Source organism: Pseudomonas sp. 5.2 (genome assembly GCF_059025405.1).
The window spans coordinates 363328-382380 of sequence record NZ_JBYBHH010000001.1 but is presented as its reverse complement, the minus strand read 5'-3'; the positions used below and the strand labels follow the sequence as shown (position 1 = coordinate 382380).

Annotated in this window: 17 protein-coding genes; 12 read left to right on the top strand and 5 right to left on the bottom strand. The window is 61.7% G+C overall.

What is annotated here, in order from left to right; translation table 11 throughout:
• Window positions 1–80: 80 nt before the first annotated feature.
• The 3 genes from AC5PZ0_RS01690 to AC5PZ0_RS01680 form a co-directional block, all read right to left on the bottom strand.
• Window positions 81–776 (bottom strand): glutathione S-transferase N-terminal domain-containing protein, encoded by a 696-nt coding sequence (locus AC5PZ0_RS01690; protein ID WP_493854162.1) that lies wholly within the window; start codon window positions 774–776, stop codon window positions 81–83.
• Window positions 777–863: 87 nt separating this feature from the next.
• On the bottom strand, window positions 864–1361 hold the full coding sequence (locus tag AC5PZ0_RS01685; RefSeq protein ID WP_493854161.1) for a PaaI family thioesterase: 498 nt from the start codon (window positions 1359–1361) through the stop codon (window positions 864–866).
• Window positions 1362–1464: 103 nt separating this feature from the next.
• Window positions 1465–2847, bottom strand: a complete 1383-nt coding sequence (locus AC5PZ0_RS01680; protein WP_027592801.1) for an amino acid permease — start codon at window positions 2845–2847, stop codon at window positions 1465–1467.
• A 255-nt stretch (window positions 2848–3102) separates the two neighbouring features.
• Between AC5PZ0_RS01680 and gcvA the strand changes: the two genes are divergently transcribed.
• Complete coding sequence (gene gcvA / locus AC5PZ0_RS01675; RefSeq protein WP_027592802.1) at window positions 3103–3999, top strand: transcriptional regulator GcvA; 897 nt, start codon at window positions 3103–3105, stop codon at window positions 3997–3999.
• Window positions 4000–4131: 132 nt separating this feature from the next.
• On the top strand, window positions 4132–5376 hold the full coding sequence (locus AC5PZ0_RS01670; RefSeq protein ID WP_027592803.1) for a 2-aminoadipate transaminase: 1245 nt from the start codon (window positions 4132–4134) through the stop codon (window positions 5374–5376).
• Between the two features lie 3 nt (window positions 5377–5379).
• Here AC5PZ0_RS01670 and AC5PZ0_RS01665 read toward each other — a convergent pair whose 3' ends face one another.
• Window positions 5380–5682: a hypothetical protein gene (locus tag AC5PZ0_RS01665; RefSeq protein ID WP_493854160.1), complete on the bottom strand. Its 303-nt coding sequence runs from the start codon at window positions 5680–5682 to the stop codon at window positions 5380–5382.
• A gap of 219 nt (window positions 5683–5901) precedes the next feature.
• Between AC5PZ0_RS01665 and AC5PZ0_RS01660 the strand changes: the two genes are divergently transcribed.
• Complete coding sequence (locus tag AC5PZ0_RS01660) at window positions 5902–6327, top strand: hypothetical protein (protein WP_027592805.1); 426 nt, start codon at window positions 5902–5904, stop codon at window positions 6325–6327.
• Between the two features lie 73 nt (window positions 6328–6400).
• On the top strand, window positions 6401–8512 hold the full coding sequence (fusA, locus tag AC5PZ0_RS01655) for an elongation factor G (protein WP_099428753.1): 2112 nt from the start codon (window positions 6401–6403) through the stop codon (window positions 8510–8512).
• Between the two features lie 204 nt (window positions 8513–8716).
• Here fusA and AC5PZ0_RS01650 read toward each other — a convergent pair whose 3' ends face one another.
• The gene (locus AC5PZ0_RS01650; RefSeq protein WP_493854159.1) at window positions 8717–10159 is read right to left on the bottom strand and encodes a SulP family inorganic anion transporter; all 1443 of its coding nucleotides are present in this window, start codon (window positions 10157–10159) and stop codon (window positions 8717–8719) included.
• Between the two features lie 176 nt (window positions 10160–10335).
• Here AC5PZ0_RS01650 and AC5PZ0_RS01645 point away from each other — a divergent pair, with 176 nt between their 5' ends.
• The 8 genes from AC5PZ0_RS01645 (at window position 10336) to nuoF (ending at window position 18996) form a co-directional block, all read left to right on the top strand.
• Entirely contained in the window at window positions 10336–11070 is a 735-nt protein-coding gene (locus AC5PZ0_RS01645) for a secretin N-terminal domain-containing protein (RefSeq protein WP_493854379.1), read from the top strand.
• A 490-nt stretch (window positions 11071–11560) separates the two neighbouring features.
• The gene (gene aceA / locus AC5PZ0_RS01640; protein WP_012273289.1) at window positions 11561–12886 is read left to right on the top strand and encodes an isocitrate lyase; all 1326 of its coding nucleotides are present in this window, start codon (window positions 11561–11563) and stop codon (window positions 12884–12886) included.
• A 229-nt stretch (window positions 12887–13115) separates the two neighbouring features.
• Window positions 13116–13778: a lysoplasmalogenase gene (locus tag AC5PZ0_RS01635; RefSeq protein ID WP_493854158.1), complete on the top strand. Its 663-nt coding sequence runs from the start codon at window positions 13116–13118 to the stop codon at window positions 13776–13778.
• A gap of 379 nt (window positions 13779–14157) precedes the next feature.
• Window positions 14158–14571 carry an NADH-quinone oxidoreductase subunit A gene (locus AC5PZ0_RS01630; RefSeq protein WP_003251427.1) on the top strand — a complete coding sequence of 138 codons (414 nt, stop codon included), beginning with the start codon at window positions 14158–14160 and terminating at the stop codon, window positions 14569–14571.
• A gap of 10 nt (window positions 14572–14581) precedes the next feature.
• Window positions 14582–15259 (top strand): NuoB/complex I 20 kDa subunit family protein, encoded by a 678-nt coding sequence (locus AC5PZ0_RS01625; RefSeq protein ID WP_012313769.1) that lies wholly within the window; start codon window positions 14582–14584, stop codon window positions 15257–15259.
• Between the two features lie 79 nt (window positions 15260–15338).
• Window positions 15339–17120, top strand: a complete 1782-nt coding sequence (gene nuoC / locus AC5PZ0_RS01620) for an NADH-quinone oxidoreductase subunit C/D (protein ID WP_027592809.1) — start codon at window positions 15339–15341, stop codon at window positions 17118–17120.
• Between the two features lie 2 nt (window positions 17121–17122).
• Entirely contained in the window at window positions 17123–17620 is a 498-nt protein-coding gene (gene nuoE / locus AC5PZ0_RS01615; protein ID WP_003251433.1) for an NADH-quinone oxidoreductase subunit NuoE, read from the top strand.
• A complete protein-coding gene (gene nuoF, locus AC5PZ0_RS01610; RefSeq protein ID WP_027592811.1) occupies window positions 17617–18996 on the top strand; it encodes an NADH-quinone oxidoreductase subunit NuoF in 1380 nt (459 codons plus the stop codon). Before nuoE ends, nuoF begins: the two co-directional genes overlap by 4 nt.
• Window positions 18997–19053 lie beyond the last annotated feature (57 nt).

The following is a 19053-nucleotide window of genomic DNA, read 5'->3' as shown; positions in this document are numbered from 1 at the left end:
CCTGTGGGGCTTGCCCGCGAATGTGATGGTGGACCTACCACAGCATTCGCGGGCAAGCCCACAGGTTCAGGGATGCCCGATCATCCCGGGATTTTCAGGCCACGCTGAACCGCCGGCCGCTCCAAAAACGTCGCCAGCACCCGCTGCACTTCCTTGAACGCATCGAACCCGACCAGTTCATGAGCGTTGTAGCGCTCCACGAGGTTGCGCACCCAAGGGAAAATGGCGATGTCAGCGATGCTGTATGCGTCGACCATCCACTCGCGGCCTTGCAGGTGGCGGTCCAGCACACCCAGCAGGCGCTTCGATTCGTTGACGTAGCGATCCCGCGGGCGTTTGTCTTCGTATTCCTTGCCCGCAAAGAAATGGAAGAACCCGACCTGGCCGAACATCGGCCCGATGCCGCCCATCTGGAACATCAACCACTGCAGGGTCTGGTAACGGGTGGCGGGGTCCTGGCTGAGCAACTGCCCGCTCTTCTCCGCGAGGTACTGCAGGATCGCGCCCGACTCGAACAACGGAAGCGGCTGGCCGCCGGGGCCGTTCGGGTCGAGGATGGCGGGGATCTTGTTGTTGGCGCTGAGGGAAATGAACTCCGGGCTCAACTGGTCATCGTTGTCGAAGCTGACTTTGTGCGGCTCGTACGCCAGGCCGATCTCTTCGAGCATGATCGACACCTTGACCCCATTCGGCGTCGGCAACGAATACAGCTGCAGGCGCTCGGGGTGCTGGGCGGGCCATTTGCGGGTGATGGGGAATGCGCTCAGATCGGTCATGGTCAACCTTGCCTGGGGAATGGAGCTGTTACTTTAGTGACATCCCGCGTGGCTGACCATCACCGACCCTTCATCGGCACAGGCGGCTCAAGCCTGGCCGTGGGCCTTGAGCTTGAGCTTTTCAGTGTCGACCCGAACGAACACCGAGTCCGCCGTCACCGTGAGTACATCGTCTGCCCAGACCTCGCAGATAACCCGGCTCTTGCGCCCGACGTCGCCTTCAACGCGGGCCTTGAGCAGCAACTCGACACCCATGGGGGTCGGTTTCAGGTAGCTGAGGCTGAGTGTGCCCGTGACGCAGTCGATACGCGGCAGGCTGCCCGGTTCGCGGCCTTCGTTGCGGTAGTGGTAGGCCATGGCGGTCCAGTTGGAATGGCAATCGACCAGCATGGCCAGCAAGCCGCCATAAACCAGGCCGGGCCAGCCGATGAAGGTGCTGTCCGGCGCGTGGCGGCACAGCAGGTGGATGCCGTCGGCGTCCCAATGGCTTTGCAGGTGCAGGCCGCTAGGGTGGGAGCAGCCGCAGCCGTAGCAGGTGCCTTCCGGGGCAGCCAACTGCTGGAGGGAAAGGGTGTGCTCGTTCATACGCTTCCTGTGCTTGTTGGAATGGGAAGTGAGGCAAGCGTCGATGGTAGCGCCGCGCTGGGCCAGCGCCAATGAGAAAGGGGCGCCAAGCGCCCCCTCTGGATCAAGCAGTCTGTGCGACCACCTTGCCGCGCCGCTGGGTCAGCGACACCAGCAGGATGAACAGCGTCACCCCGGCAGTCATCAGCGTCTCGTAGCGGTAGGCATCGCTGAACAGCATGTAGCCCAGGACCATAACGATGGTGCCGATCACCAGCCAGGTCAGATAAGGGAACAGCCACATCTTAAGCTCTAGCGGCGTGCCTTCACGGTCTGCACGGGCTCGCATGCGCAGCTGAGACACGGCGATCACCAGGTACACCAGCAAGGCAATGGCGCCGGTGGTGGACAGCAGGAAACCGAACACCTTGCCGGGGAACACATAGTTGACGAAGCAACCGGCAAAGCCTGCCAGGGTCGAGAAGATGACCGCTACCGTTGGCACGCCAGCACCCGAAATGCGCTTGGTCATGCTCAGCGCCTGGCCACGGGCACCCAGGGAGTAGAGCATCCGCGAGGCCGTGTACAGGCCGGAGTTCATGCAACTGGTGACCGCCACCAGCACCACCAGGTCGACCAGCAGCTTGGCGCCCGGCACATTGAGCACTTCCAGCACCCGCTGGAACGAGCCCACGGCTTTCAGGGCCGGGTCATTCCAGGCCACCAGCGACACCACCAGGAAGATCGAGGCCAGGTAGAAGATGGCGATGCGGTACACCACCAGGTTGGTGGCACGGCGGATCTTGTCTTTCGGGTTGGCTGTTTCGTCAGCGGCAATGGTGACGATCTCGGCGCCGAAGAACGAGAAGATGGTGATCAGCACGCCACCCAGCACAGTGCCAAAGCCATTGGGCATGAAGCCGCCATTGTCCCACAGCCGGCTCACGCCCGAGACCTCGGCCAACGGCCAGAAGCCGAACACGGCCAGGCTGCAGACGATGATGAAGGCAACGATGGCAACCACCTTGACCAGCGCGAACCAGTACTCGAAGGCACCGAAGTTCTTCACGCTGATCAGGTTGGTACCCGACAGCACGACCATGATCAGGAAGGCGAACAACCACGATGGCACGCCGGGGAAGTAGGCATGCAGGATGTCTGCGCCAGCAATAGCCTCGACCGGGATGATCAGCACCCAGAACCACCAGTACAACCAACCGATGGTGAAGCCTGCCCAAGGGCCGATGGCCTCGGAGGCGTAAGTGGAGAACGAGCCGCTGTTGGGGTTGGCGATGGCCATTTCGCCCAGCATGCGCATCACCAGCAGCACCAGCAGGCCGGTCATGGCGTAGGAGATGAGGATGGCCGGGCCGGCGGTGGCAATGGCGTTGGAGGAGCCGATGAACAGGCCGGCGCCGATGATGCCGGCGATGGAGATCATGGAAACCTGACGGGACGTCAGGCCGTGCTGCAAGGACCGCTGTTTCTTGTTTTCTAGCGAAGCCATGGAGAACCCTCGAATGGGTCGCCGTCGTGGGACGGCTAAAAAATGGAGCAGAATTCTTATTAATTTCTGGTGTGCGTTTTTTGTTGTTTTGTAGATGCCGGCGGTGGCTACTTCCCTCCTCTTCGCACGACCGGTTGTAATCGTTGATCCAGGTCAGTATTAATCTATAGGCCTGGGTCAACAAACGACCTTTTCGAAGCACATGATTCCAATTCGGAATGAACTTCTTCCTTTTTTGCTCGGTACGCGCCTGTCATGTCCAAACGCCTGATGCCCTCGACCACCGCCCTCCAGTGCTTCGAAGCGGCTGCCCGCCACCTGAGCTTCACCCGCGCGGCGCAAGAGCTGCACCTGACCCAGAGCGCGGTCAGCAAACAGGTCGCGCAACTGGAGGACATGCTGTCGCACTCGCTGTTCCAGCGCATTCGCCGGCGCCTGCACCTGACCCCGGCCGGTGCGCTGTACCTGACCGAGGTGAACAAGATCCTCACCCAGATCGACATCTCCAGCCGCTACATCCTCAGCTATGGCGATGAGACCGAAGTGCTTCGCATCGCCACCCAGCCGACCTTCGGCGCGCGCTGGCTGGTGCCCAGGCTGAAGGGGTTTGGTGATCGCTATCCGCGTATTCACCTGGATATCCGTAACGAGCTGGAACCCTTCGACCTGGTGCAGTCCAAGGCCGACATCGCCTTCTTCTTCGGCCAGGGCACCTGGCCTGGGGCGACGTGTATCGAGCTGTTCAGCGAAGAAGTGGTGCCGGTGTGCGCCCCAGAGCTGCTCGCCAACCACCGCTTCACCAGCGCCGAGGCGCTGACCGAGCACCGCCTGCTGCAGTGTGTATCGCGCCCGGAGGCCTGGCATGAATGGTTTTTGGGGCTGGGATTGCACAGCCAGAACAGCTACCACGGGCCGCGCTTCGACACGTTCTACCTGTGCATCCGGGCCGCTATCGCCGGCTGTGGCATTGCCCTGATTCCGCGGTACCTGGTGGCGGAGGAGTTGAACGAAGGCAAGCTGGTGGTGGCCTGGGACCACCCGGTGCCGAGCAATGGCAGGCACTTCATCGCCCATGCCGAGCATGCGGCGGAGGTGCCGAAGGTCAGGGCCTTCGTGCAGTGGATTCGCGAGCGGGTGGCTGAAGGGGATTGAGGCCAGTGCAGGTAACACAAAATCTTACAAGATCACGAATCCAAGGAATGATCGCAATCAAATAATTCGTTTGCGCAATACAGCCCCGGCACGCTTCGATAGTGGGAAACTCGAACAAGGTCCGCGTGCACCATGAATCAGGAAAGTATCAGCCAGTCCATTGCCATCGTTCACCCAATTACACTTTCCCACGGCAAGAATGCGGAAGTCTGGGACACCGACGGCAAACGTTATATCGACTTCGTCGGCGGTATCGGCGTACTCAACCTGGGCCATTGCAACCCAGCCGTGGTCGAAGCGATCCAGGCCCAGGCCACCCGCCTCACCCACTATGCCTTCAACGCAGCCCCCCACGGCCCGTACCTTGCCCTGATGGAGCGCCTCAGCGAGTTTGTCCCGGTCAGCTACCCGCTGGCCGGCATGCTTACCAACAGTGGCGCGGAAGCGGCGGAAAACGCCCTGAAAGTGGCCCGTGGCGCCACCGGCAAGCGCGCGATGATTGCTTTCGACGGTGGCTTCCATGGCCGCACCCTGGCAACCCTGAACCTCAATGGCAAGGTCGCCCCATACAAACAACGCGTCGGCGATCTGCCGGGCCCGGTCTACCACCTGCCCTACCCCAGTGCCGACACCGGCGTCACCTGCGAACAGGCACTCAAGGCCATGGACCGGCTGTTCAGCGTCGAGCTGGCGGTTGAAGACGTGGCGGCTTTCATCCTCGAACCGGTCCAGGGTGAAGGCGGCTTCCTCGCCCTCGACCCGGCATTCGCCCAGGCACTGCGCCGCTTCTGCGACGAGCACGGCATTTTGATCATCATCGATGAGATCCAGTCGGGCTTTGGCCGTACCGGCCAGCGCTTTGCCTTCCCGCGCCTGGGCATCGAGCCCGACCTGCTGCTGCTGGCCAAAAGCATCGCGGGCGGCATGCCACTGGGTGCGGTCGTGGGCCGTAAAGAACTGATGGCATCGCTGCCCAAGGGTGGCCTGGGCGGGACCTATTCGGGCAACCCGATTGCCTGCGCAGCGGCGCTGGCGAGCCTGGCGCAGATGACCGACGAGAACGTCGCCACCTGGGGCGAACGCCAGGAACAGGCGATTGTCAGCCGCGTCGAGCGCTGGAAAGCCCAGTACCCGTTCATCGGGCGGCTGACCGGTGTCGGCGCGATGCGCGGCATCGAGTTCGTCAACGCCGATGGCAGCCCGGCACCGGCCCAGCTGGCCAAGGTCATGGAAGCAGCGCGGGCCAAAGGCCTGTTGCTGATGCCCAGCGGCAAGGCGCGGCATATCATCCGCCTGCTCGCACCACTGACCATCGAAGCCGAGGTGCTCGAAGAAGGCTTGGATATCCTCGAGCAGTGCCTGGCAGAGTTGAACTAAGGCTTACAGGCCCAGCTCTTCAGGGGTGAGCATGTCGGACTCGAAGGCAATCCAGCCCCCTTCGAGTTCGGCGTGGCCGTTGACGATCGGGCCGTAGTAGGCCAGGCCGTTTTCCAGGGTAACGCAGATGTGCGTGGCCGGCTTTTCGGGAGCTGCGAGCGTACCGACGAAATGCACCTTCTTCAGGGTTTCGGTCACCGCTTCAAGGCCCACGCGCATGCTGGGGTTTTCCGAGGCCTCGATGTCGCCCCCGCGGTCTTCAGCGCTGATGGTCACGGTGGCGGTGTACGGGAACTTGCTGCTCAAGCGGGGTTACCTCAATTAGATGTGTAGGCGTTTTGGCGCGTAGAGTACGGCAGCCTTTGCCTGTTGTCTCTACTGGCCTCTTCGCGGGTGATCCGCTCCCACAGGTACAGCGTCATGCCTGGCACCTGGGTGGCCGCCATCAACAGATCAAAATGGCCTCCCCCGCCCCGATCTGTTAGGGTGCCCGCCGATGCACGCCACACCACACGAGGATCCCGAGTGAGCGCCGAAGAACCCCTGATCGCCGACCTGTTCGAGGTCGACAAACGCCTGTCCCTCAAGCCCGTCGTGGACTTCAACACCTACCTGCGCAACGCGTTCGCCGAAGGCCCGTGCCAGTGCCACCGCTGCCGTGACGGTGGCGACCAGAGCAGCTACAGCCACGCGCACAACTTCACCCTCGAAGGCCGCCCGCTCAACCGCCGCTTCGCCAACACCGCAGGCAGCGACGTGCTGCTGGTGCTGAAAAAAGCCTGGCTGTCGTACCACAAAGAAGACCTCAACCTGGTCGGCGCGCTGGACATGGCCAAGCTCAAGACCTTCACCGACGGCGCCCTGCACGAGCGCTTGCTGGCCCTGCTGCCTGCTAGCGGCCTGGCCCGTGAAGTGGACGGCCAATGGCTGCTGCAGGCTCAGGCCGACTGACGGCCCGGCGGTAAAGCAGGATTCTTCCGGTCTGCTAACGTGGGAGAATCCGCCCATCCGCAGGTAGTCCGCCATGGCCCGTACAACGCCCATCGAGCTGTATCGCAATATCGGCATCGTCGCCCACGTGGATGCCGGCAAGACCACCACCACCGAGCGCATCCTGTTTTACACCGGGGTCAATCACAAGATGGGCGAGGTGCACGATGGCGCCGCGACCATGGACTGGATGGCCCAGGAACAGGAGCGCGGCATCACCATCACCTCGGCAGCCACCACGGCCTTCTGGCAGGGCTCGACCAAGCAGTTCCCCGACAAGTACCGCTTCAACATCATCGATACCCCTGGCCACGTCGACTTCACCATCGAGGTAGAACGCTCGCTGCGTGTGCTCGACGGCGCGGTGGTGGTATTCAGCGGCGCCGACGGGGTCGAACCGCAATCGGAAACCGTGTGGCGCCAGGCCAACAAGTACCACGTGCCGCGCCTGGCCTACATCAACAAGATGGACCGCCAGGGTGCCGACTTCCTGCGCGTGGTCAAGCAGATCGACAAGCGCCTGGGGCATCACCCTGTGCCGATCCAGCTGGCCATCGGCAGCGAAGAGCACTTTATCGGCCAGATCGATCTGGTGAAGATGAAGGCCATCTACTGGAACGATGCCGACAACGGCACCACCTACCGCGAAGAAGCGATCCCCACCGAGCTCCAGGCGCTCGCCGACGAATGGCGCGCGCACATGATCGAAGCCGCGGCAGAGGCCAACGATGAACTGACCATGAAGTTTCTCGATGGCGAGGAGCTCAGCATCGATGAGATCAAGGCCGCTCTGCGCCAGCGCACCATTGCCAACGAAATCGTGCCGACCATCCTTGGCTCGTCGTTCAAGAACAAGGGCGTGCCGCTGATGCTCGATGCCGTCATCGACTACCTGCCCGCCCCCTCCGAAATCCCGGCGATCAAAGGTACCGACCCCGACGACGAAGAAAAGCACCTGGAGCGCCACGCCGACGACAAAGAGCCCTTCTCGGCCCTGGCCTTCAAGATCGCCACCGACCCCTTCGTCGGCACCCTCACCTTTGCCCGGGTGTATTCCGGCGTGCTCAGTTCCGGCCATGCGGTGCTGAATTCGGTCAAGGGCAAAAAAGAACGCATCGGCCGCATGGTGCAGATGCACGCCAACCAACGCGCCGAAATCAAGGACGTGTGCGCCGGCGATATTGCCGCCTTGATCGGCATGAAGGACGTGACCACGGGCGATACCCTGTGCGACATCAACAACCCCATCATTCTCGAACGCATGGACTTCCCAGACCCGGTGATCTCCGTGGCCGTGGAGCCTAAGACCAAGGCCGACCAAGAAAAAATGGGCATAGCCCTGGGCAAGCTGGCCCAGGAGGACCCGTCGTTCCGCGTGCGCACCGATGAGGAAACCGGCCAGACCATCATCTCCGGCATGGGCGAGTTGCACCTGGACATCATCGTCGACCGCATGCGCCGCGAGTTCAACGTCGAGGCCAATATCGGCAAGCCGCAGGTGGCTTATCGCGAGAAGATCCGCAACACCTGCGAGATCGAAGGCCGCTTCGTTCGCCAATCGGGCGGGCGCGGCCAATACGGCCACTGCTGGATCCGCTTCGCCCCGGGCGACGAAGGCAAGGAAGGCCTGGAATTCATCAACGAGATCGTCGGTGGCGTGGTACCTCGGGAGTACATCCCGGCCATCCAAAAAGGTATCGAAGAACAGATGAAGAATGGCGTGCTCGCCGGCTACCCACTGATCAACTTGAAGGCTGCCGTGTTCGACGGCTCCTACCACGACGTCGACTCCAACGAAATGGCCTACAAGATAGCCGCGTCCATGGCCACCAAGCAGCTCTCGCAAAAAGGCGGGGCAGTGCTGCTAGAGCCGGTGATGAAGGTTGAGGTGGTGACCCCCGAGGAATACCAGGGCGACATCATGGGCGACCTGAGCCGGCGCCGCGGGATGATCCAGGATGGCGACGAGACGCCAGCCGGCAAGGTGATACGCGCCGAAGTGCCGCTGGGCGAAATGTTCGGCTATGCCACTTCCATGCGCTCGATGACCCAGGGCCGCGCCAGCTACACGATGGAGTTCATCCGCTATGCCGAGGCACCGGCCAGCATTGCTGACGGGATCGTGAAGAAGAACCGCGGGGAATAATTCATTCACCTGTACCGGCCCCTTCGCGGGCAAGCCCGCTCCCACAGGAACTCCATTCGCCTTGAATCCGGTGGCATACCTGTGGGATCAGTGCAGGCAATAACCCTTCTCAAAGCTCACAGGGCCTCCATCCGCCTTGAATCCGCTCCATACCTGTGGGAGCGGGCTTGCCCGCGAAGGGGCCGGTGCAGGCAATAACCCTTCTCAGAGCTGCTCGCCAGCCCGCTTCAACAGCTTCTTGCACCGCTCCGACAAGTGCACCACGCGCAAATGCTTGCCCGCCTTGGTATACCGCTCACGCAGCGTTTTCAGCGCCGCAACTGCCGAATAATCGACAAAGCTCAAATGCTGGCAGTCCAGCGTAACCTGCGCCGGATCCTTCGCCGTATCGAACTGGTTGAGGAACGAGGCGGTCGAGGCAAAGAACAACGTGCCATGTACCTGATAACGCTTGCCGCCGCCCGCTTCCTCATGGCTGTCGGCATACAGCTCCCGCGCATGCTGCCAGGCAAAGTTCACCGCCGCGATGACAATACCAAACAGTACCGCCACGGCCAGGTCGGTGAACACCGTGACGATGGTCACCGCAATGATCGCCAGCACATCGTTCACCGGCACCTTGTGCAACACGCGCAACGAAGCCCAGGCGAAGGTCTGCTGGGCAACCACGAACATCACCCCCACCAGGGCAGCCAGCGGAATACGCTCGATCAGCGGCGACAAGAACAACACGAACAGCAGGATCATCACCCCGGCAACCACGCCCGATAGCCGGCCGCGGCCATTGGAGCTGAGGTTGATCACCGTCTGCCCGATCATCGCGCAGCCGCCCATGCCACCGCACAGGCCCGAAACCATGTTGGCGGCGCCCAGGGCCACGCACTCACGGTCAGGGAAGCCACGGCTTTCGGTGATTTCGTCGGTGAGGTTGAGCGTCAGCAGGGTCTCCAGCAGGCCGACCATGGCCATCAGCACCGCGTAGGGGGCGATAATCTTGAGCGTTTCAAGGTTCCATGGCACATCTGGCAGCGTCACTTGCGGCAGGCCACCGGCAATGTGCGCCATGTCGCCGAGGGTGCGGGTCGGCAAACCCAGCAGGTACACCAATAGGCCTACCCCCAGGATGGCCACCAGCGCGGGCGGTACGGCGCGAGTCAGCTTGGGCAGCATGTAGACCACCAGCATGGTCAGCGCCACCAGGCCGACCATCAGGTACAGCGGCGAACCGCTGAGCCACTGACCGCCCTGCTTGAAGTGCTCCAACTGAGCCAGAGCGATGACGATCGCCAGGCCGTTGACGAAGCCCAGCATCACTGGGTAAGGCACCAGGCGCACCAGCTTGCCCAGGCGCAGCAGGCCAAACAAGATCATCACCACCCCGCCAAGCAGCACCGTGGCCAGCAAGTATTGCACCCCGTGTTGCACCACCAGCGCGACGATCACCACCGCCATGGAGCCGGCAGCGCCAGAGATCATGCCCGGACGGCCCCCGAACAATGCGGTCAGTGTACAAATGATGAAAGCGCCATATAGGCCCATCAGCGGATTGAGGTGCGCCACCAGGGCGAAGGCGATGCACTCAGGCACCAGGGCGAACGAAGTGGTCAGGCCGGCGAGCAGGTCGGCGCGCAGTCGTACGGGTTTCATGAAGTTCCTGTGAGGCGGTCCAGGCGGAGGGGCTGGCAATCGAGGGGCGCGATGTTACGGAATTTGTCTGACAGCGGCCACCGCTCAAAAGTGCAGGATGCCGCCCCTTGATGCATAACCTGCACAACCTGGGCAAATTTGCCATCATGTTGATACCCACTGCGGAGATCATGGACATGCCGCTACGCCCGCTTTTCACTTCCTTGCTGCTGGCTGCCACCCTCAGCGCTCACGCCGCCACCGAAGTCCTCCCCTTGCAGTACCGCAGCAGCGCCGAACTGCTGCCCGCTGCACAATCGTTCATCGGCAAGGATGGCACCGTCAGCGCCTTCGAGAACAAGCTGATCGTCAATGCCAGCACCGAGCGCATCGACGACCTGCGCAGCCTGCTGCAACAATTGGACACCGCGCCCAAGCGCCTGCTGATCAGCGTCGACAACAACGACAGCAACTTCCAGGACACCCGCGGCAACGCTCACGTCATCCGCTACGGCACCAGCAACCGCGAAGGCGGCATGCAGCAGGTTCAGGCCAGCGAAGGCCAGGCCGCGCTGATCCAGGTTGGCCAGAGCATCCCGGTCACCAGCACCAGTACCGACGGTTATGGGCGCATTCAAAGCAACACCGAATACCGCAATGTGACCCAAGGTTTCTACGTTACCCCCAGCCTGAGCGGCGAAACGGTTCGTCTGCAAATAAGCACCAATAATGATCGCATCAGCCAGGAACGTGCAGATGTAGTGAACGTGCAAAGCACCGACACGACAGTCACCGGCAAGCTCGGGGAATGGATCACCTTGGCGGGGTTCAACCAGCAGAGCCAGTCCGATCGTAGCGCGTCAAGCCACACTTACAGTACCCAGCGCGGTGAAAACATGACTTTACGTGTAAAAGTCGACCTTCTGGACTGATCCCAGGCAATTCAAGGCCTCGACCAATGGCCTAGAAACTGACTGCCGAGTCGTATTAGACCAAAGATGTAGTAAGTGACAAAAGTCACTACAAAACATTTGACAGGTACTTTTTCTCAAGGGCATGATGGCCTCGCTCCCGCTAATCAGGGGCCCTGGCAAGGGCCTTCGAGGCGTACTCCTCCCACCCCTGGAGGCGCCTCGTGTCTATACGGCCCACAAGGCGGTTCGACGGGATTGCGACTGCAACGAAGAAGTTGTCCCGAGGGACGGAAGCGCATCACCGCAGTTCTGGCAATCGCGTAGCACCGCAGCAAGGCATCCACGAGCCGACCTGCAGCGCACACCTTCGCCTGGCCTGCACCTCCTTCCCCTTCGAGCCTTCGCGTTCGCCGCCGCACGCCCCCGAACAGGACAGCCGCCAGGCCTCTGATCTGCACCCGAGCATCAGCACAATTACCCCAAGATCGATGCGACGAGGTTTATTTCCATGGCACTGACACGCGAACAGCAAATTGCAGCCCTCGAGAAAGACTGGGCCGAAAACCCGCGCTGGAAAGGCGTGACCCGTACCTATACCGCCGCTGATGTCGTTCGCCTGCGTGGCTCCCTGCAGCCGGAGCACACCCTGGCCCGTCAGGGCGCAGAAAAACTGTGGAAGCTGGTCACCCAGGGTGCCCACCCGTCCTTCCGCCCAGAAAAAGATTTCGTCAACTGCATGGGCGCCCTGACCGGCGGCCAGGCAGTACAACAGGTCAAAGCCGGCATCCAGGCTATCTACCTGTCCGGCTGGCAAGTTGCCGCCGACAACAACTCGGCCGAGTCCATGTACCCCGACCAGTCGCTGTACCCAGTCGACTCGGTACCGACCGTGGTCAAGCGCATCAACAACTCGTTCCGCCGCGCCGACCAGATCCAGTGGAAAGCCGGCAAGAATCCGGGCGACGAAGGCTACATCGACTACTTCGCGCCAATCGTGGCTGACGCCGAAGCCGGTTTCGGCGGCGTACTGAACGCCTACGAGCTGATGAAGAACATGATCGAAGCGGGCGCCGCCGGCGTGCACTTCGAAGACCAGCTGGCCTCGGTGAAAAAATGCGGCCACATGGGGGGCAAGGTACTGGTACCCACCCAGGAAGCTGTACAGAAGCTGGTTGCCGCGCGCCTGGCAGCTGACGTTTCGGGCGTGCCGACCATCATTCTGGCCCGTACCGACGCCAACGCCGCCGACCTGCTGACCAGTGACTGCGACCCGTACGACCAACCGTTCGTGATCGGCGAGCGCACCCGCGAAGGCTTCTACAAAGTGCGTGCAGGCCTCGACCAGGCAATCTCCCGCGGCCTGGCCTACGCACCGTATGCCGACCTGATCTGGTGCGAAACCGCCAAGCCGGACCTGGACGAAGCCCGCCGCTTCGCCGAAGCGATCAAGAAGGAATACCCGGACCAGATCCTGTCGTACAACTGCTCGCCTTCCTTCAACTGGAAGAAAAACCTGGACGACGCGACCATCGCCAAGTTCCAACGCGAGCTGTCGGCCATGGGCTACAAACACCAGTTCATCACCCTGGCTGGCATTCACAACATGTGGCACGGCATGTTCAACCTGGCGCACGACTACGCCCGCAACGACATGACTGCCTACGTGAAGCTGCAGGAGCAGGAATTCGCTGATGCCAGCAAAGGCTACACCTTCGTTGCGCACCAGCAGGAAGTGGGCACTGGCTACTTCGATGACATGACCACCGTGATTCAAGGTGGGGCTTCGTCGGTGACTGCGCTGACCGGTTCGACCGAGGAAGAGCAGTTCCACTGATAACAGCGGGCTGTTGAAGGAGGGCCCGGGACTCGCAAGCGTCTCGGGCCTTCTTTTTTACCTGCCCTGGCCTCTTCGCGGGCAAGCCCGCTCCCACAGGTTCTGCGCCTATTTCGAGCATGGCGCGATACCTGTGGGAGCGGGCTTGCCCGCGAAGAGGCCAGTGCAGACGAAAGCAAAACCCAGGATCCGGACTATGCTTGTGGCAGCACAGTAGCAAGGACTGCCCATGCTTCGTCCAAGCCACCTGATCACAATCGCCGTCGCAGCCGCTGCTTTTTATCTCTATGCACTGGCCAGCGACAATGCCCTGCTTGGCCTGCTAGTCAAACCCGCTCCGGTACTGGCACTGATCGCCTGGCTCTACCAGGGACCCGACACTATATACCGCCACTGGATCGTCATCGGCCTGGGTTTCTCGGTACTGGGTGACGTACTTCTGGCCATCCCAGCCGACCTGTTCGTGTTCGGTTTGGCAGCGTTTCTCTGCGCCCACCTGGCTTACCTGCGTGCCTATTGCAGCATGACGTTACGCCCGGCCCTGCCAGCTCTGCTGCTGAGCGCGGCAACGGGCTCGACGCTGCTGGGGGTGCTGGCAAGCCACGGCCTCGGCCCACTCCTGGTCCCAGTGGCGCTGTATGCCCTGGCGATCAGTGCCATGCTCTGGCGCGCTCTGGCATGCGGCGGTATCGCCGGGCTCGGCGCGTGCATGTTCGTATTTTCTGACAGCCTGATCGGAATCGACCGCTTCGTCAGCCCGTTCGCTGCTGCGCCTTACCTGATCATCGTCGCTTACTGGCTGGGCCAGTGGGCAATCGCTTCATCGGCCCGCCACGGCTTAACCGATAAAGTATTGACCCAGAGCGGTGCGCAAGGCGCTGGAAGCTGTTAGAACGAGCCTTTTTCGCATTTGCAAGTAGCCCACCCGCCCGGGCAACTTTGCAAGACTCACAAGAGGAGAGTTTCACCGCACCAGTCTCAATGCGATTAATTATCATTACATAATTAGGAATTCGTTACATCGCGCAAGAAACATAATTAACAAAAACGCGCGCAATGCCCGAAATTCAAGGCTTTCAGCCAGTTACGAAAGATTTTTGTTCTTAATCCTACGAATAAATTGCCACAGAAATTTTACTTGCACCGGGTTTACCCATAAAATCAGCGCGATTGATTCAGCTGCGACATTTGGTCACTGCATGTGCGACACCAGGTCGCCGCTCTACTTATTTCAGACTGCAGAGCTGGGTCTCTGTATAAGGATCTCTAGCATGTCCGATTCGGCAGGACTCATCGCCCACAACTGGGGCTTTGCCATCTTCCTTTTGGGTGTCGTCGGCCTGTGTGCCTTCATGCTCGGTCTGTCCAGCCTGCTCGGTAGCAAGGCCTGGGGCCGCGCCAAGAACGAACCCTTCGAATCCGGCATGCTGCCCGTCGGCAGCGCCCGCCTGCGCCTGTCCGCCAAATTCTATCTGGTCGCGATGCTGTTCGTGATCTTCGATATCGAAGCCCTCTTCCTCTTTGCATGGTCTGTGTCCGTCCGCGAAAGCGGCTGGACCGGGTTCGTCGAAGCGCTCGTTTTCATAGCAATTCTGTTGGCAGGTCTTGTCTACCTTTGGCGCGTCGGTGCTCTTGATTGGGCTCCCGAAGGTCGCCGCAAGCGGCAAGCGAAGCTGAAACAATGAGGCTTTGGCAATGCAATACAATCTCACCAGAATCGATCCGGATGCGCCCAACGAGCAGTACCCGGTAGGTGAACGGGAAACCGTCACCGACCAACTGCTCGAGGACCAGGTCCACAAGAACATCTACATGGGGAAACTCGAAGATGTGCTGCGTGGCGCGGTCAACTGGGGTCGCAAGAACTCCCTCTGGCCGTATAACTTCGGCCTGTCCTGCTGCTACGTGGAAATGACCACGGCCTTCACGGCGCCCCACGACATCGCCCGCTTCGGCGCCGAAGTCATCCGGGCCTCGCCGCGTCAGGCCGACTTCATGGTCATCGCCGGTACCTGCTTCATCAAGATGGCGCCGATCATTCAGCGCCTGTACGAGCAGATGCTCGAGCCGAAGTGGGTCATCTCCATGGGTTCGTGCGCCAACTCCGGTGGCATGTACGACATTTACTCGGTCGTTCAGGGGGTCGACAAGTTCCTCCCCGTGGATGTTTACGTGCCTGGCTGCCCGCCTCGCCCTGAAGCGTTCCTGCAAGGCTTGATGCTGCTGCAGGAGTCGATTGGCCAGGAGCGACGCCCGCTTTCCTGGGTTGTTGGTGATCAAGGCATTTACCGTGCCGAGATGCCTGCCCAGAAAGACCTGCGTCGTGAACAGCGTATCGCGGTAACCAACCTGCGCAGCCCCGACGAAGTCTGATCCAGCGACCTGCCGCCCGCTCCCCAAGGAGCCGGCGGCCTGGCTTCATTCTCTACGTTGACTCAAAGCGACCGAGACCATGACAGCGGACACCGCTATTTATATTCCGCCTTACAAGGCTGACGACCAGGATGTGGTCGTCGAATTGCACAACCGTTTTGGTGCCGACGCATTCGTCGCCCAGGAAACCCGCACCGGCATGCCGGTGCTGTGGGTAAAACGTGCACAGCTCAAAGAAGTACTCAGCTTCCTGCGCAACGTCGCCAAGCCGTACAGCATGCTGTACGACCTGCATGGCGTCGACGAGCGCCTGCGCACCCAGCGCCGCGGCCTGCCCGCCGCCGATTTCAGCGTGTTCTACCACCTGCTGTCGGTCGAGCGTAACAGCGACGTGATGATCAAGGTGTCGCTCAGCGAAGGCGACCTGAACCTGCCGACCGTGACCGGCATCTGGCCCAACGCCAACTGGTACGAGCGCGAAGTCTGGGACATGTTCGGCATCGACTTTGCCGGCCACCCGCACCTGAGCCGCATCATGATGCCGCCCACCTGGGAAGGCCACCCGCTGCGCAAGGACTACCCTGCCCGCGCCACCGAGTTCGACCCCTACAGCCTGACCCTGGCCAAGCAGCAGCTTGAAGAGGAATCGGCACGTTTCAACCCGGAAGCCTGGGGTATGAAGCGCCAGGGCGCCAACGAGGACTACATGTTCCTCAACCTCGGCCCCAACCACCCCTCTGCCCACGGTGCGTTCCGTATCGTCCTGCAGCTGGACGGTGAAGAGATCGTCGACTGCGTCCCGGACATCGGCTACCACCACCGTGGCGCCGAGAAGATGGCCGAGCGCCAGTCCTGGCACAGTTTCATCCCCTACACCGACCGTATCGACTACCTCGGCGGGGTGATGAACAACCTGCCGTACGTACTGGCGGTAGAGAAGCTGGCCGGCATCAAGGTGCCGCAGAAGGTCGACGTGATTCGCATCATGCTCGCCGAGTTCTTCCGCATCACCAGCCATCTGCTGTTCCTGGGGACCTACATCCAGGACGTCGGCGCCATGACCCCGGTGTTCTTCACCTTCACCGACCGCCAGCGCGCCTACACCGTGATCGAAGCAATCACCGGTTTCCGCCTGCACCCGGCCTGGTACCGCATCGGTGGCGTCGCCCACGACCTGCCGCGCGGCTGGGACAAGCTGGTCAAGGACTTCGTCGACTGGCTGCCTAAGCGCCTCGACGAATACACCAAGGCCGCCCTGCAGAACAGCATCCTCAAGGGCCGTACCGTCGGCGTCGCCGCGTACAACACCAAGGAAGCGCTGGAATGGGGCACCACCGGTGCCGGCCTGCGTTCCACTGGTTGCGACTTCGACCTGCGTAAAGCGCGCCCGTATTCTGGCTACGAAAACTTCGAGTTCGAAGTACCGCTGGCCCACAACGGCGATGCCTACGATCGCTGCATGGTCCGTGTCGAGGAGATGCGTCAGAGTATCCGCATCATCGACCAGTGCCTGCGCAACATGCCGGAAGGCCCGTACAAGGCGGATCACCCGCTGACCACGCCGCCGCCGAAAGAGCGCACCCTGCAGCACATCGAAACCTTGATCACGCACTTCCTGCAAGTCTCGTGGGGCCCGGTCATGCCGGCCAACGAGTCGTTCCAGATGATCGAAGCGACCAAGGGCATCAACAGTTACTACCTGACGAGCGATGGCGGCACCATGAGCTACCGCACCCGGATCCGTACCCCGAGCTACCCGCACCTGCAGCAGATCCCTTCGGTGATCAAAGGCAGCATGGTCGCCGACCTCATTGCGTACCTGGGCAGTATCGACTTCGTTATGGCTGACGTGGACCGCTAAGCATGAACAGCACGCTTATCCAGACAGACCGTTTCGCCCTGAGCGAAACCGAGCGCTCGGCCATCGAGCACGAGATGCATCACTACGAGGACCCGCGCGCGGCGTCCATCGAAGCCTTGAAGATTGTCCAGAAGGAACGTGGCTGGGTGCCGGACGGCGCCATTCACGCCATCGGCGAGGTGCTGGGCATCCCGGCCAGTGACGTCGAGGGCGTGGCTACGTTCTACAGCCAGATCTTCCGTCAGCCGGTCGGCCGCCACATCATCCGTGTGTGCGACAGCATGGTCTGCTACATCGGTGGCCACGAGTCGGTGGTCAGCCAGATCCAAAGCGAACTGGGCATCGGCCTCGGCCAGACCACCGCCGACGGGCGCTTCACCCTACTGCCGGTCTGCTGCCTGGGCAACTGCGACAAGGCCCCGGCCCTGATGATCGACGATGACACCTTTGGCGACGTGCAGCCTGCTGGCGTTTCCAAACTGCTGGAGGGTTACGTATGACCATTACTTCCTTCGGCCCGGCCAACCGCATCGCGCGTTCGGCCGAAACCCACCCACTGACCTGGCGTCTGCGTGACGACGGCGAGCCGGTCTGGCTTGCCGAGTACCAGGCCAAGAACGGCTACGCTGCTGCCCGCAAGGCACTGAGCGAGATGTCGCAAGACGACATCGTGCAGAACGTCAAAGACTCCGGCCTCAAGGGCCGCGGCGGCGCAGGCTTCCCCACGGGGGTGAAGTGGGGCCTGATGCCTAAAGACGAATCCATGAACATCCGCTACCTGCTGTGCAACGCGGACGAAATGGAGCCGAACACCTGGAAGGACCGCATGCTGATGGAGCAACAGCCCCATCTGCTGGTCGAGGGCATGCTGATCAGCGCCCGCGCCCTGAAGGCCTACCGTGGCTACATCTTCCTGCGTGGCGAGTACACCACCGCAGCGAAAAACCTAAACCGCGCCATCGACGAAGCCAAGGCCGCTGGCCTCCTGGGCAAGAACATCCTGGGCTCGGGCTTTGACTTCGAGCTGTTCGTGCACACCGGTGCCGGCCGCTACATCTGCGGTGAAGAAACCGCACTGATCAACTCGCTGGAAGGCCGTCGCGCCAACCCACGTTCCAAGCCGCCCTTCCCTGCCGCCGTTGGCGTATGGGGCAAGCCGACCTGCGTGAACAACGTCGAGACCCTGTGCAACGTGCCGGCCATCGTCGCCAACGGCAACGACTGGTACAAGTCGCTGGCCCGCGAAGGCAGCGAAGACCACGGCACCAAGCTGATGGGCTTCTCCGGCAAGGTGAAAAACCCTGGCCTGTGGGAACTGCCATTCGGCGTCACCGCCCGTGAGCTGTTCGAAGACTACGCCGGCGGCATGCGCGATGGCTTCAAGCTCAAGTGCTGGCAGCCAGGCGGCGCTGGCACCGGCTTCCTGCTGCCCGAGCACCTCGACGCCCAGATGTACGCCGGCGGCATTGCCAAAGTGGGCACCCGGATGGGTACTGGCCTGGCCATGGCGGTCGACGACAGCATCAACATGGTCTCGCTGCTGCGCAACATGGAAGAGTTCTTTGCCCGCGAGTCGTGCGGCTGGTGCACCCCATGCCGTGACGGCCTGCCGTGGAGCGTGAAAATGCTGCGCTCGCTGGAGCAAGGCCAAGGCCGCGCCGAAGACATCGAGACCCTGCTGGGCCTGGTCAACTTCCTCGGCCCAGGCCGTACCTTCTGTGCTCACGCACCGGGTGCCGTCGAGCCGTTGGGCAGTGCCATCAAATACTTCCGCTCCGAATTCGAGGCCGGTGTCGCCCCAGCCAGTGCTGCCGATGCCCTGCGCCCGAACCTGGCCAAGCCAGTACCGAGCGGGCCGATCGTGGTCGGCGCATAACAAGATGAGCTGCGGGTGGTCCGTGCCACCCGCCAGCCTGCAGGCCGGCCCGAACGA